Consider the following 13,561-nt stretch of genomic DNA (forward strand, 5'->3'; position numbering starts at 1 on the left):
AATTCTCATAGTAATGAAACAGGATGAAACACATTGTTTCTTTTACCTTTAGTTACATATTCTTTACGGAATAAAAGTACTTTTTCGTACCTTTGCATCCCATAAACTACTAAACAATCTACTTATGGGAGCATTACAAGGGCATCCAAAGGGCCTTTACTTAATCTTTGCAACAAGCACAGCTGAACGTTTCAGCTACTACGGTATGCGTGCTATCTTTATTCTTTTTTTAACTCAGGCTCTACTTTTTGATACCGAAGCAGCAGCATCCATTTATGGTAGCTATACCGGATTAGTATATTTGACTCCGTTGATTGGCGGATATATAGCCGATAAATACTGGGGGATACGTCGTTCTGTTTTTTGGGGTGCTGTGATGATGGGGGTAGGACAGTTAATGATGTTCTTGAGTGCCTCCATGCTCGATAAAGCGGAACTGTCACATTGGTTAATGTATGGTGGCCTGACCTTTCTTATATTAGGAAATGGTTCATTTAAACCTACTGTATCGTCATTGGTAGGACAACTTTATAAACCGGGAGATAAGCGCCTTGATGCAGGCTATACCATTTTCTATATGGGAGTGAATGTGGGCTCCTTTATTGCTCCTTTGGTTTGTGGCTATTTTGGAGACACCGGTAATCCGGAAGATTTTAAATGGGGATTTCTGATTGCTGCGTGTATGATTGTATTTACTATCCTTTTATTTGAAACGCAGAAGAATAAGTATCTGATATCTCCTGACGGTGAGCCGTTAGGCATAATCCCGGATGCGAAGAAGGAGAAAAAGACAGATACTGAAGAGAAAATAGTTCATCCGCAACTGAGCCGGAGCCAGAAAAGGCGGAATATTCTTCTATTAATGGTTCTTACACTGGTGTTGGGCAGTCTCTTTTATCTCTGGTTTGGCGACGAATGGGTCAGTATCGGTATATTTACCGCTTGCATCGTGTTTCCTATCACCATTTTACTGGATGGTTCATTAACAAAGATCGAACGTAGCCGTATTTTTGTAATTTACATTGTAGCATTCTTCGTCATCTTCTTTTGGGCTGCCTATGAACAGGCTGGTGCTTCCTTAACTCTTTTTGCTGCCGATCAGACAAATCGTGATATCTTAGGTTGGGAGATGCCGGCTTCCTGGTTTCAGTCTTTCAATCCGTTTTTTGTGGTAATACTTGCCTATATCATGCCGGGTGTCTGGGCTTTTCTCAACAAACGGAATATGGAGCCTTCTTCACCTACCAAGCAAGCTATTGGGTTGTTACTTTTATCTTTGGGATACCTCTTTATTTGCTTTGGAGTGAAAGATGCCCAACCGGGTGTGAAAGTGAGTATCATCTGGCTGACAGGACTTTATTTTATTCATACAATGGGTGAGATAGCTTTGTCGCCCATTGGTTTGTCGATGGTAAATAAATTGACTCCGATTCGGTTTGCCTCCCTGATGATGGGTATCTGGTATCTTTCTACTGCCACTGCCAATAAATTTGCCGGGATACTTGCCGGGCTTTACCCCGAGGCAGGTAAAGTAAAAACACTCTTTGGATATCAGATTGCAAATATGTACGACTTCTTTATGGTGTTCGTCATTATGTCGGGTATTGCGTCCCTTATTCTGTTCCTTCTCTCGAAGAAATTGCAAAAGATGATGCATGGAGTGGAATAAAAATTGTATTTTTGCATCCAACTTTTTTAAATAATCGGTTATGGACACCATTCAGATAAAAGATAAACTATTTACTGTTTCCATTAAAGAACAGGATATTCAAAAAGAAGTGATTCGTGTTGCGAACGAAATTAACCGGGACTTGGCAGGTAAGAACCCTTTGTTCCTCAGTGTGCTGAACGGTTCGTTCATGTTTACCGCCGATCTGTTGAAACATATCACTATCCCTTGTGAAATTTCTTTCGTGAAACTGGCTTCTTATCAGGGAATCACTTCAACGGGAGTTATCAAAGAAGTGATTGGTCTGAACGAAGACATTGCCGGCCGCACGGTGGTTATCGTAGAAGATATTGTAGATACAGGTTTTACGATGCAGCGTCTGCTCGAGACATTGGGTACCCGAAATCCGGAGGCTATACATATTGCTTCTCTGTTGGTGAAGCCCGACAAACTGAAAGTGGATTTGAATATCGAATATGTAGCAATGGAAATACCGAACGACTTTATCGTTGGTTACGGACTCGATTATGATGGTTTCGGACGAAACTATCCGGATATTTATACTGTGGTAGACTAAATTCAAATACAAACTAATTTATAGGTAAAAAAGATGTTGAACATTGTAATTTTCGGTGCTCCCGGTTCAGGAAAGGGAACACAGAGTGAACGTATTGTAGAAAAGTATGGTATTAATCACATCTCTACCGGAGATGTTTTGCGTTCAGAAATAAAGAATGGTACAGAGTTGGGCAAGACTGCTAAAAGTTATATTGATCAGGGACAACTGATTCCCGATGCACTGATGGTAGACATTCTGGCCAGCGTTTTTGATAGTTTTGAGGATAGTAAGGGAGTTATTTTTGATGGTTTCCCAAGAACTATTCCGCAAGCAGAAGCGTTGAAAGTAATGTTGAAAGAACGTGGACAGGATATTTCTGTAATGCTTGACCTGGATGTTCCCGAAGATGAGTTGATGACTCGCCTTATCAAACGCGGAAAGGATTCGGGACGTGCCGATGACAACGAAGAAACAATCAAAAAACGTCTTGTAGTATATAATACTCAGACTTCACCCCTGAAAGAATTCTATAAAGGTGAGGGAAAATACCAACACATCAATGGGCTTGGCTCAATGGATGGTATCTTTGAGGAAATATGTAAGGCGGTAGATACATTATAAATAATTAGAGTAGTTAAGTAGTGAGTAGTAAGTAGTTAAGTAGGAATGCTGGCGCAATCATTTGAAGATCTTTTAGTATGGCAAAAAGCTCATAAATATGTTTTAAATATTTATCGGGTGACTAAAGGCTTTCCTAAAGAAGAGATGTTCGGATTGGTTAATCAAATGCGACGTGCCTCTACTTCTATTACTGCTAACATTGCAGAAGGATTTGTAAGAGTAGGGCAGAAAGATAAATTACACTTTTACAACATATCACAAGGCTCATTGGAGGAAACAAGAAACTTCGTTATTCTTTCCAAAGACCTGGGATATATTTCAGAAGAAGATAAAACAGTGCTCCTGGGGTTGGTTTCTGAAGTGAGTAGAATGCTGAATGCTTATTGCCAAGGTCTGCTGAAATATTACTAAATCCATCTTCTACTTACTACTAAACTACTAAATTCTAACTACTAAATATTATGGCTGAATCGAATTTTGTTGATTACGTAAAGATATACTGTCGCTCAGGTAAGGGCGGAAGAGGCTCTACGCACATGAGGCGCGAGAAATATGTTCCTAACGGTGGTCCTGATGGGGGCGATGGCGGAAGAGGAGGCCATGTTATTTTGCGAGGTAACCGTAACTACTGGACGCTGCTCCATCTGAAGTATGACCGTCATGCGATGGCTACTCATGGAGAATCCGGCAGTAAAAACAAGAGTTTTGGTAAGGACGGTGTAGACAAAATAATTGAAGTGCCTTGTGGAACAGTAGTATACAATGCTGAAACAGGAGAGTATATCTGTGATGTGACCGAACATGGACAGGAAGTTATCTTGTTGAAAGGTGGACGTGGTGGACAAGGAAACTGGCATTTCAGAACAGCTACCCGACAGGCACCACGCTTTGCACAACCCGGTGAGCCGATGCAGGAAATGACGGTAATTATGGAGTTGAAACTTTTGGCTGATGTAGGGTTAGTGGGTTTCCCAAATGCCGGTAAGTCTACACTATTGTCTGCCGTTTCTGCTGCTAAACCCAAAATAGCCGACTATCCGTTTACTACACTGGAACCCAATTTAGGCATTGTTTCTTATCGCGACGGGAAATCGTTCGTGATGGCCGATATCCCCGGAATTATTGAAGGTGCCAGTGAAGGTAAGGGACTTGGATTGAGATTCCTGCGTCATATTGAGCGCAACTCTCTTTTGTTGTTCATGGTTCCGGCAGATAGTGATGATATCCGTAAGGAATATGAAATACTGCTGAATGAACTGAGTACTTTTAATCCGGAAATGCTTGATAAGCAGCGTGTACTCGCTATCACAAAAAGTGATATGCTCGATCAGGAGTTGATGGATGAGATAGAACCTACGTTGCCTCAGGGTATTCCGCATTTGTTTATTTCTTCTGTTTCCGGTTTGGGAATTTCAGCATTGAAAGATATCCTGTGGGAAGAGTTGAATAAAGAAAGCAATAAGATAGAAGCTATTGTACATCGTCCTAAGGATGTAAGTCGCTTGCAGGAAGAACTCAAAGCTATGGGAGAGGATGAAGATCTCGAATATGAGTATGAGGACGGCGATGATGACGATGATCTGGATTATGAATACGAAGAAGAGGATTGGGAAGAGAAATGATTTCACTTACAAAAGATAAAAGAATGTTGGGATATGCATCATTGGATGTGTATTCCGACATTTTTCATTTTGTAACCACCCGTATAGGCGGGTGCAGTGAGGGGACATATGCTACATTCAATTGCTCGCCTTTTGCCGGTGACGAGAGGGCATGTGTCCGCCGGAATCAGGAGATCTTGTTTGAAGCAATGCCGGAGAAGCCTCGTGAATTGATTATCCCCCACCAAACACATGGAACGAAGAGTCTGGTAGTGGATGAAACCTTTCTTACCCTTTCTGAAGAAGATAGGTGTACGCGTCTGGAAGGTATTGATGCCTTGATAACTCGTGAGGAAGGTTGTTGTATTTGCGTCTCTACGGCAGATTGTGTTCCTGTATTGCTATACGACAGGCAGCACCAGGTGGTAGCTGCCGTTCATGCCGGATGGCGGGGGACGGTGAATTTTATCGTTGGTCATACACTGGAACAGATGCGGACGGTTTATGGAACGGAAGGTTCGGAGGTTGTGGCTTGTATCGGTCCTGGCATTTCGTTGGAATCCTTTGAAGTCGGTGATGAGGTATATGATACCTTCCGTTTGAATGGTTTTGATATGTCACGTATCTCTTATCGTAAGACGGAGACGGGAAAATATCATATCGATCTGTGGGAGGCCAACCGCCAGCAATTGCTTGACTTTGGTGTTCCCGGTTGCCAGATCGAAGTATCGGGTATTTGTACTTATATTCATCATGATGAATTTTTTTCGGCACGAAGGCTGGGGATTGCCTCAGGACGTATTTTGTCAGGAATAATGAAGAGAGTGACGGAGCCATGATAGGTTAGAGTGAGAAAGTTATAAAGTGGTAGGTTATAGAGTGATAAGGTTATAGAGTTATGTTTTTAGCTTTTATAGTCCTCCTATCTATGAATTTATGACCCTAACTTTATAATCCCCATTTCCTCCATAACCCTATAACCCTATAACTTTATAACCCTCATAACCTTATAACTTTTTTATGATAACAGTATCTAAAGAAATAAAAGAAGCATGTCCCGGTTTTGCGGGAGTAGCAGTCTATGCAGAGGTCAAAAACACAGCTTACTGTGAAGGACTTTGGGAGGAGATAAATGCTTTTACTGAAGAGTTGACTTCGACTACACGGATGGAAGATATTAAGTTGCAGCCGGCTATTGCTGCTACTCGTGAGGCATATAAGCGTTGTGGTAAAGATCCGGGACGTTACCGTCCTTCGGCTGAGGCTTTGCGCAGACGTTTAATGCGTGGTATTCCATTGTATCAGATAGATACGCTGGTTGATTTGATTAATTTAGTGTCGCTTCGTACCGGCTATTCCATTGGTGGTTTTGATGCCGATAAGATAAAAGGATCAATATTGGAACTGGGAATCGGAAAGGCAGATGAACCTTTTGAAGGTATTGGCAGAGGTGTGCTGAATATTGAAGGATTACCCGTATACAGGGATGAAATAGGAGGTATAGGTACGCCTACCAGTGATAATGAACGAACAAAAATGGGATTGGATACTACTCATATCCTTGCAATAGTCAATGGATATAGTGGTGCAGACGGATTGGCTGAAGCGGCTGATATGATACAGGAGTTATTAAAAAAATATGCTGGTTGTGATAGTGCGCAACTATTTTTCTTTGAATAATTATCGAAAGTATGGAAAGCACATTGATTTGGCTATTATGTACTCTTTTTTCTATAGTAAATAATGTAGATTTACCCGAGAAACCACACTTTTCAAGTATGGAGATCAATCATATCCGGGTAGCGACACCGGGATTGTTTACTAAGGATAAGAATCTCTTGTTGCATTTAGACACTCTGACAGAGAATGAATACGCTTTTCCATTGCCTGGTGCAAAGGTTATTTCTCCGTATGGAACCCGGAGAGGACATAGCGGAGCGGACTTAAAAACGTGTGCCGGCGATACGATACGTGCTGCTTTTAGCGGAGTTGTGCGAATGTCAAAACCTTATGCTGCTTATGGAAATGTAGTGGTGATTCGCCATTCGAACGGACTTGAAACCATTTATAGTCATAATGTGAAGAATCTGGTGCAGAGTGGAGACTGGGTATTAGCCGGGCAACCAGTGGCTTTGACCGGACGTACAGGACGGGCTACAACAGAGCATTTGCATTTTGAAACCCGAATTAACGGACAACATTTTAATCCGGATCTCATTTTTAATTTGAAAGAAGGTACTTTACGTAAGGAGTGCGTTCAATGTGTAAAAAAAGGAAATGGAGTAACGGTGAAAGCAATAGCAATAAAGTAATGAATATCTATCTTGAGCTGTTCTTTTATAGAAGTGTATGTCAAGAAAGCCTGACAGTTTTATCATTAATAAGGAATTTCTAAAACGCAGATTAACACAGATTATCGCAAAACTTAGATTTTAAGTGCGATAATCAGTGTTAATCTGCGTTTTAATGACAGGGCAATATACCGTTGTTAGTTTATTTATTCTCAGCAAACTGAATACATACAGGTTTGCTCATCTTTATATTCTTACCGGTATTTTTAAGTAATCCGCTTACTGTGTCTCTTTCGAAAACCTGGATCATATTACTATCCCGGCAGGCTACCAACAAGAACTTTCCGTTAGGAGTTATATTAAAATGGCGTGGATGAAGGCCTGTTAGCTGATAACCAACTTTAGCCAGTGTGCCTTTTTCCGGATTCACTTCAAAGATGGCAATTCCATCCTCTTTCAGTCTGTTGCTTGCATATAAATACTTACCGTCCGGGCTCAGGTGGATATCTGCACTACCTCTTGCCTGTATGGTATCCGCTACAATTGTTTGTATTTCATTCAGCCTCCCGTCCGAATAAGTGAAAGCAATTACTTTTCCGGACAACTCGTTTATTAAATAAGCATACTTTCCGTCTTTACTGAATATCAGGTGTCTTGGACCAGATCCGGGCTGAATGTTTACAGTCTCGGCCAAAGGTCGTGGCAACTCCTCTTTTGAATGTACCGCGTAACGTAATATACGATCGGCACTGAAGTCAGTTGCAAAAATATAATTACCATCCGGAGAGAAGAGCGTACAATGAATATGTGGAGTAGCCTGCCTGTCCGGGTCCGGTCCTGAAGCCGTACCTTGAAACAGCGTATCAACTGATTCTAGAGAACCATCATACCGGATAGGGAAAACAGACATTGTGCCGCCGCTGTAGTTGGCGGTAAGCACTTTTTTCCCATCGGTAGCTACGTAGCATGGATCTTCTCCTTTTGTTCTTTGTTTGTTCAAAAGAGTCAATGTACCCTTCTTCTTGTCAAAGGCAAAAGCGTTGATAGCAGCTGTCGAATCGTTTTCTTCGCTGACAGCGTATACAAATCGATTGTCGGGTGAGAGAGTAAGATAGGAGGGGTTTGATACTTCTATTTCACTAAGTGGAGTTGCCACGCCGCTTTCTTCATTGAAACGAAATGTATAAATGCCTTTACTGCTACCTGATGTATAAGTACCCACCAGCATAGTCAATTCATGTTCTGCCCGTTGTTGAGATGCATTGCGGGTAGTACAGGCGGATGACAGCATGCTGGCGGCACACAGGCCGATAACCAATCTGAACATAGTTTATTTCTTTTTCAACTGTTCCAGTTTCACTTCTGAGATACCCACACGGTCGCTGCCCAGTACGATACGCAGATCGCTTGCAGTGGTTCCTTTGAAACGGAAAGGAAGCAGTTTGTTATACTCTTTTACAGTGCCTGAGTATACGGTAAGGAATTGTCCTCCGCCACCCGAGAGTTGAATTTCAAATTCGGCTGGTAGTCCGTTGGCGCGGCTGAAGGCTATGGAAACTCCGTCTACTTTGGCTCCGTTCTCAAGAGCAAAGGTAATATAATCTCCTTTATTTCCTTCCCAGACAGTGGATAAATTATTATCAAGTACATTATTCTTCATTTCTCCGTTAGTGCTGGCACTGACAGGGTTGGCTGTTTTTGTTTGTCCTGTCTCTATGGCACCATACTCTTTTACAGTCAAGATATCACTTAACCGGATATCTTCCGAAGAAGCACCCAGCATGATGCTGAAGTCTCCCGGTTCTACTACCCAATCGTTTTTGGCGTTGAGAAGTTCCAGTGCTTTACGGTCGAGAGTGAATGATACTTCTTTCGTTTCGCCCGGTTGCAGATGAATACGTTCAAATCCTTCAAGATTTTTTTCGTAGGTAGTGACGCTACTCAGGATATCGCGTACATAAAGTTGCACCACTTCATCTCCGGCACGTTTTCCAGTATTGGTTATTTTACAACGCACTTGCACTTTTTGGTTGGGAGTAATAACTTTGGGAGAAATACTGATATCCGAATATTCAAATGTAGTATAACTCAGCCCATGCCCAAATGGATAAAGGGCACCATTCACACGCGACATATTACCTTTCGGACCGGGATTCTTACCACCGTCAATTTGAGAAGAAGGTTTGCAGGGAAAGTTAAAGGGGATCTGGCCTACACTTTTCGGAAAAGTGACTGTAAGCTTCCCACCCGGATTATAGTCACCAAACAGTACGTCGGCTACTGCCGTTCCTCCTTTCGATCCCGGATACCAGGCTTCTATAATAGCAGGTACAAATTTATCTGCCCAGTTTACAGAGAGCGGACGTCCGTTGATAAGTACCAGTACAACTGGTTTGCCTGTAGCCTGTACTGCTTTCAGCAGGTCAAGCTGACGTCCCGGAAGATCAAGACTGCTGCGGGATTTATTTTCTCCGCAGGTCCGTTGTCCACCACCCAGTACCACTACTGCTACATCTGCCTCTTTGGCTTGTGCCACTGCTTTGTCTATTTTGTTCTGTTCATCGTTTGTCAACGGATAGTCAATGATTTCCGACTCCGGCCAGTTGGCATCTACCAATTCACAACCTTTGGTGTAGAGCACCTCGGCTTTTCCGTCTACTTTCTGACGGATACCACTGAGCACGGTAGTCACATCCACTGCTAATGGTCCGTAATGAGTCAGTGCATAGGCTGTTTCGTCTGCATTGGGACCACAGACAGCTATCTTCCTGATAGAAGCTACATCCAATGGAAGTGCGTTCTTGTCATTTTTTAGTAGTACAATCGATTCGCGGGATGCCTGCAAAGCTACGATTTCATTTTCTTCTTTCTCTACTTCTTCATCTGCTCCTTTCAAATCTGTCTGATAGGGAGTATCAAAAAGTCCGACGAGAAATTTTACCCGTAGAATATCACGTACACGGTCATTGATAATCTCTTCACTTAGTCCGCCTTCTTGTACCAGTTCCCGTAAAGGAAGTACGTATGAATCTGGTGAACGGAAGGTACAACGCACGTTCAGTCCCGCTTCAACGCTCTGGCGAACGGCCTCTTTCATATCTTTGGCAGTACCGTGTTTTGTATAGAGGTATTCTACTGCATCACTGTCGGAAACTACATATCCGCGGAAACCCATTTGTCCACGCAAGCGCGTCATCAGCCAGTAGTAGCTACTTTGGACAGGGAGCCCGTCATAGTCGTTATACGAACTCATCACACCCAGCAATCCAGCTTCTTGAATAACCCGTTTGAAGGGATAAACGTGTATCATTTCTACTTCGCGCGGAGACATTTGTGGATCTACTCGTGCCATGCCTTCACGGGCACCCTTGTTGTTGCTGTAAGCGATAAAGTGCTTTCCCGTAGCAGCTACCTGATAGTTGTGTTGCATGCCTTTTACCATTTCGATGCCCAGTTCGGCTACGAGATAGGGCGATTCTCCATATACCTCTTCATAGCGTCCCCAACGCTGGTCACGTCCCACATCGAGTATGGGAGCGTATACATTGGTGTATCCCAGCATGCGTGCTTCCCGGCCGGTGATGAGTCCTACCTGATGGATGAGTTTACGGTTCCAGGTATGTCCTAATCCCAATTGGGTAGGAAAATTGGTTGCCTTGTAACTTTCTACTCCACGAATTCCCTCATTGGTGAAATCTACGGGAATACCCAATCGGGTTTCTTCGATAAAGAAACGTTGTACTTCATTTAAAGCCCAGGCATGACGCGAAGCAGGCCATACGTTCTCATTATCCGAGGGGGGTAAACCCCATTGTTGGAATCCATTGAGATGCTCGTCGATAGCTCCCATACCATCTTTCCACAACATTTGTTTCCATTCGGGAGTGGGTAATGCATCTTTCAGTACCCGTTTGTATCCATAGAGGGTCACCATTTGGCAGGTTTTCTCGTTCAGGTTCATCTGACTGAGTAAGTCTTCAATACGTGCATCGATGGGAGCAGTGGGATCTTCGTATACATCTTTGATGCCGTTTTTATTGAAATCTATCCAGCTTTTTTTATACATTTCGGTTTTTACCGGTTTATATACGGCAGGTAACTTCATTGTTTTTTGTGCCGAAAGTATCGGAGTACTTCCTAAGAGCAGAGTCGCAATGATAAGTTTTTTCATGGTATGTAGTTTTATTAATAATACTCTGAGGGTCAAAGATAGTGTATCTTTATGATAAGGAAGGGATAAAATAGTCCGAAAACAGGAGGAAAATGATCCGGAGGGGTATTTTTATTCATTACTTTGAGGAGTTGTGTAGAATGATTGATAATATTTGTGAATACATGGCACAATGTCACGAAAGATTTTCTATCTTTGCAAAACTATATCTGGGGTTGACTGGATTTGACAGCGGGCAGAAATAGTGAGTAAGCATGCAGTGCGTCGTTGATTGGCACTTAAATCTCAGTCCTCAAAATTTTATCTGGCGAAACTAATTACGCTCTTGCTGCTTAATCGAATCATAGTAGATTAGCTTAATCCAGGCACCAGGTGCCAGGACGAGACATCACTCGGAAGCTGTTGCTCCGAAGCATTCCGGTTCAGTGGTGCAGTTACATCGGGGATAGCCTGAAGTGGCCTCGCGTTTTGGGTGAAACTTAAGAGGATAAGGTAATGGTTGATGGCTTTGGTTCTGCCGTTACACGAAAAATTAGGCAAAGATAAGCATGTAGAAAGCTTATGATTTCCTCGTTTGGACGAGGGTTCGACTCCCTCCAGCTCCACTTTAAAGCAAATGAAAGCTCTGATTATCAGAGCTTTTTCTTTTTGCTAATAGTCTTACTCCCCCATCTTACTCCCCATTAAAAGTTCTTTTGAATTTATACTATTTTAACTTCCAATTTTAACCGCAAGCGGTACAAATAGAATTAATCTGCAATTTACAGATTTAGTGATACGGCAATATAGACACACAACTTTCCCCAATTTATCACATTCAACATACCACGAAATAAAAGATATTTAGTACCTTTGATAACAACTTAATAAATAAAAATATGACTAACAAAACATCAGAAAATCAGGAATCCAATTCCTATGAGCAAATGCCACAAGCTATAGAATTAGAAAAAGCAGTATTAGGTACATTAATGATAGAGAATAACGCTTACTGGAGTATCTGTGACATTCTTCATCCAAATATATTTTATGATTGCTGTAATAAGTCAATTTATACGGCAATGAAACGATTAGGAGAACAAGACTCTCAAATCGATCCTCTACTTGTCCAAGAACAACTAAAAAGAATGGATGAACTGGAAAAAGTAGGTGGTAAGCAGTATATAGATGAATTGATCAGTAAAGCAGCACCTATATCTAAAATTGAGTATTATGCTTATCTCATCCAACAAAAGTATAAAAGCCGCCAACTCATCACTCTTGCATCTCAAGTTAAAATTAAAGCAAATGATGAAACTACGAATATTGATGAATATATTTCTTTAGTAAAACAGGAATTAACCAAAATAGCTTCGCCTACCTCAAACAAAGGGTATACACAAATAAATCCACTTATAGAAGAAGCGTACCGCTCTATACAAAAAACAGCAGTAAAAGCAGATGGTATCAGTGGATTGAAAACGGGATTTACTAAATTAGATAAAATGACTTCTGGATGGCAAAATGGAGATCTGATAACAATTGGTGCTCGTCCAGCTATGGGAAAAACAGCTTTTATAATATCCATGCTTAAGAATATGGCTGTCGAATTTAAAACACCAGTAGCACTATTCTCACTTGAAATGACAGAAACTCAATTGGTAAATCGTTTTATATCTAACACTTGTGACATTCCCAATGTGAAAATATTGAGTGGGCAACTTGCGTCTTATGAATGGCAACAAATAGATGGAAAGTTGAAAGAATTAATAGAAGCTCCACTATATCTTGATTTTACATCAATTACAAGAATTGATGATCTTTGTGAAAAATGCCATCATTTAGTAAAAGATCACGGTGTCAAACTTATAGCCATTGATTACATACAGTTACTCTATTGCAACATAAGATATACAGATAATAGCAGATATTTGGAATTAAATTATTTCACAAGAAGGCTAAAATCTCTAGCTAAAGAGCTTCAAATTCCCATTATCGTTTTATCGCAATTGAACCGTAACCTTGAGTCTCGCGAAGGTTATGAAGGTAAGCGACCTCAATTAATAGATTTACGAGATAGTGGTACTTTATGTGATGACTCGGATATAGTTATTTTCATTCATCGCCCAGATTATTTCAATATGCTTCAAGATGATAGAGGAAATGATTTACGTGGAATGGCGGAAATTATAATAGCCAAACACCGCAATGGTGCATTAGGCAGCCTATTGCTTAGGTTCAAAGGGGAATATAATCAATTTTCGAATCCAGAAGATGATATGAATAATCAAAAATGCAATGAAGAAAATTATAGTCTTAAGTCAAAAATGCAAGATTATGACAACCCTTTTGGAAGTGATGGTCCATTACCGTTTTAAAACCTCCTCTCAAATCACCTCAAAACCTAATATATGAGAAAGAACAAATAGATAAGAAATAAATAATATATAAGCGGTTGGATAATGCTAAAAACAAAACATTATCGCACCGAGAGATTAAATCCCTATTTTCAGTTTTGATTATACAAGTTATGATCACTGGAAATGGGGATTTTCTCGTATCTATATTCTTTTGACTTAGGGAGCTAAAGGCTCTCTTTATTTTTTTTCCATCACTTACCACCCACTTCTATTCATTTGAAAGCCTTATTTATGAATTAAAACAATGAAT

General features: G+C 41.1%; 11 protein-coding genes and 1 other RNA gene. 10 read left to right on the forward strand and 2 right to left on the reverse strand.

Annotated elements, in window-relative coordinates:
• The first annotated feature begins 124 nt into the window (after positions 1-124).
• From ACESQI_RS11720 to ACESQI_RS11755, 8 genes are all read left to right on the forward strand, one after another.
• A complete protein-coding gene (locus ACESQI_RS11720; protein WP_002559655.1) occupies positions 125-1,669 on the forward strand; it encodes a peptide MFS transporter in 1,545 nt (514 codons plus the stop codon).
• 40 nt (positions 1,670-1,709) lie between these two features.
• Positions 1,710-2,246: a hypoxanthine phosphoribosyltransferase gene (hpt, locus tag ACESQI_RS11725; protein WP_002559656.1), complete on the forward strand. Its 537-nt coding sequence runs from the start codon at positions 1,710-1,712 to the stop codon at positions 2,244-2,246.
• A gap of 33 nt (positions 2,247-2,279) precedes the next feature.
• The gene (locus tag ACESQI_RS11730) at positions 2,280-2,849 is read left to right on the forward strand and encodes an adenylate kinase (protein ID WP_195349460.1); all 570 of its coding nucleotides are present in this window, start codon (positions 2,280-2,282) and stop codon (positions 2,847-2,849) included.
• Positions 2,850-2,894: 45 nt separating this feature from the next.
• Positions 2,895-3,260 carry a four helix bundle protein gene (locus tag ACESQI_RS11735; RefSeq protein ID WP_195349461.1) on the forward strand — a complete coding sequence of 122 codons (366 nt, stop codon included), beginning with the start codon at positions 2,895-2,897 and terminating at the stop codon, positions 3,258-3,260.
• 50 nt (positions 3,261-3,310) lie between these two features.
• On the forward strand, positions 3,311-4,471 hold the full coding sequence (gene obgE, locus ACESQI_RS11740; protein ID WP_002559659.1) for a GTPase ObgE: 1,161 nt from the start codon (positions 3,311-3,313) through the stop codon (positions 4,469-4,471).
• A complete protein-coding gene (gene pgeF / locus ACESQI_RS11745) occupies positions 4,468-5,289 on the forward strand; it encodes a peptidoglycan editing factor PgeF (RefSeq protein ID WP_373126132.1) in 822 nt (273 codons plus the stop codon). Before obgE ends, pgeF begins: the two co-directional genes overlap by 4 nt.
• A gap of 181 nt (positions 5,290-5,470) precedes the next feature.
• On the forward strand, positions 5,471-6,130 hold the full coding sequence (locus ACESQI_RS11750; protein ID WP_195660692.1) for a B3/4 domain-containing protein: 660 nt from the start codon (positions 5,471-5,473) through the stop codon (positions 6,128-6,130).
• An 11-nt stretch (positions 6,131-6,141) separates the two neighbouring features.
• Positions 6,142-6,762 (forward strand): M23 family metallopeptidase, encoded by a 621-nt coding sequence (locus tag ACESQI_RS11755; RefSeq protein WP_025867403.1) that lies wholly within the window; start codon positions 6,142-6,144, stop codon positions 6,760-6,762.
• Between the two features lie 181 nt (positions 6,763-6,943).
• Here ACESQI_RS11755 and ACESQI_RS11760 read toward each other — a convergent pair whose 3' ends face one another.
• Together ACESQI_RS11760 and ACESQI_RS11765 are read right to left on the reverse strand one after the other, a co-directional pair.
• On the reverse strand, positions 6,944-8,068 hold the full coding sequence (locus ACESQI_RS11760; protein ID WP_025867404.1) for a lactonase family protein: 1,125 nt from the start codon (positions 8,066-8,068) through the stop codon (positions 6,944-6,946).
• Positions 8,069-8,071: 3 nt separating this feature from the next.
• The gene (locus tag ACESQI_RS11765) at positions 8,072-10,912 is read right to left on the reverse strand and encodes a beta-glucosidase (RefSeq protein ID WP_044166179.1); all 2,841 of its coding nucleotides are present in this window, start codon (positions 10,910-10,912) and stop codon (positions 8,072-8,074) included.
• 211 nt (positions 10,913-11,123) lie between these two features.
• Between ACESQI_RS11765 and ssrA the strand changes: the two genes are divergently transcribed.
• Together ssrA and dnaB are read left to right on the forward strand one after the other, a co-directional pair.
• Positions 11,124-11,520, forward strand: a transfer-messenger RNA (tmRNA) gene (gene ssrA / locus ACESQI_RS11770).
• 270 nt (positions 11,521-11,790) lie between these two features.
• A complete protein-coding gene (gene dnaB, locus ACESQI_RS11775; protein ID WP_234138345.1) occupies positions 11,791-13,269 on the forward strand; it encodes a replicative DNA helicase in 1,479 nt (492 codons plus the stop codon).
• Positions 13,270-13,561: the final 292 nt, after the last annotated feature.

The organism is Bacteroides sp. HPS0048 (assembly GCF_964240755.1).
In the GTDB taxonomy this organism is placed as follows: Bacteria; Bacteroidota; Bacteroidia; order Bacteroidales; family Bacteroidaceae; genus Bacteroides; species Bacteroides nordii.

Excerpts from the sequence above, each read along its gene's own strand:
- ACESQI_RS11760 (WP_025867404.1), bottom strand. The coding sequence starts at position 8,068 with ATGTTCAGATTGGTTATCGGCCTGTGTGCCGCCAGCATGCTGTCATCC.
- ACESQI_RS11730 (WP_195349460.1), top strand. The coding sequence starts at position 2,280 with ATGTTGAACATTGTAATTTTCGGTGCTCCCGGTTCAGGAAAGGGAACA.
- obgE (WP_002559659.1), top strand. The coding sequence starts at position 3,311 with ATGGCTGAATCGAATTTTGTTGATTACGTAAAGATATACTGTCGCTCA.
- ACESQI_RS11750 (WP_195660692.1), top strand. The coding sequence starts at position 5,471 with ATGATAACAGTATCTAAAGAAATAAAAGAAGCATGTCCCGGTTTTGCG.
- ACESQI_RS11720 (WP_002559655.1), top strand. The coding sequence starts at position 125 with ATGGGAGCATTACAAGGGCATCCAAAGGGCCTTTACTTAATCTTTGCA.
- ACESQI_RS11735 (WP_195349461.1), top strand. The coding sequence starts at position 2,895 with ATGCTGGCGCAATCATTTGAAGATCTTTTAGTATGGCAAAAAGCTCAT.
- dnaB (WP_234138345.1), top strand. The coding sequence starts at position 11,791 with ATGACTAACAAAACATCAGAAAATCAGGAATCCAATTCCTATGAGCAA.
- ACESQI_RS11755 (WP_025867403.1), top strand. The coding sequence starts at position 6,142 with ATGGAAAGCACATTGATTTGGCTATTATGTACTCTTTTTTCTATAGTA.
- ACESQI_RS11765 (WP_044166179.1), bottom strand. The coding sequence starts at position 10,912 with ATGAAAAAACTTATCATTGCGACTCTGCTCTTAGGAAGTACTCCGATA.
- pgeF (WP_373126132.1), top strand. The coding sequence starts at position 4,468 with ATGATTTCACTTACAAAAGATAAAAGAATGTTGGGATATGCATCATTG.
- hpt (WP_002559656.1), top strand. The coding sequence starts at position 1,710 with ATGGACACCATTCAGATAAAAGATAAACTATTTACTGTTTCCATTAAA.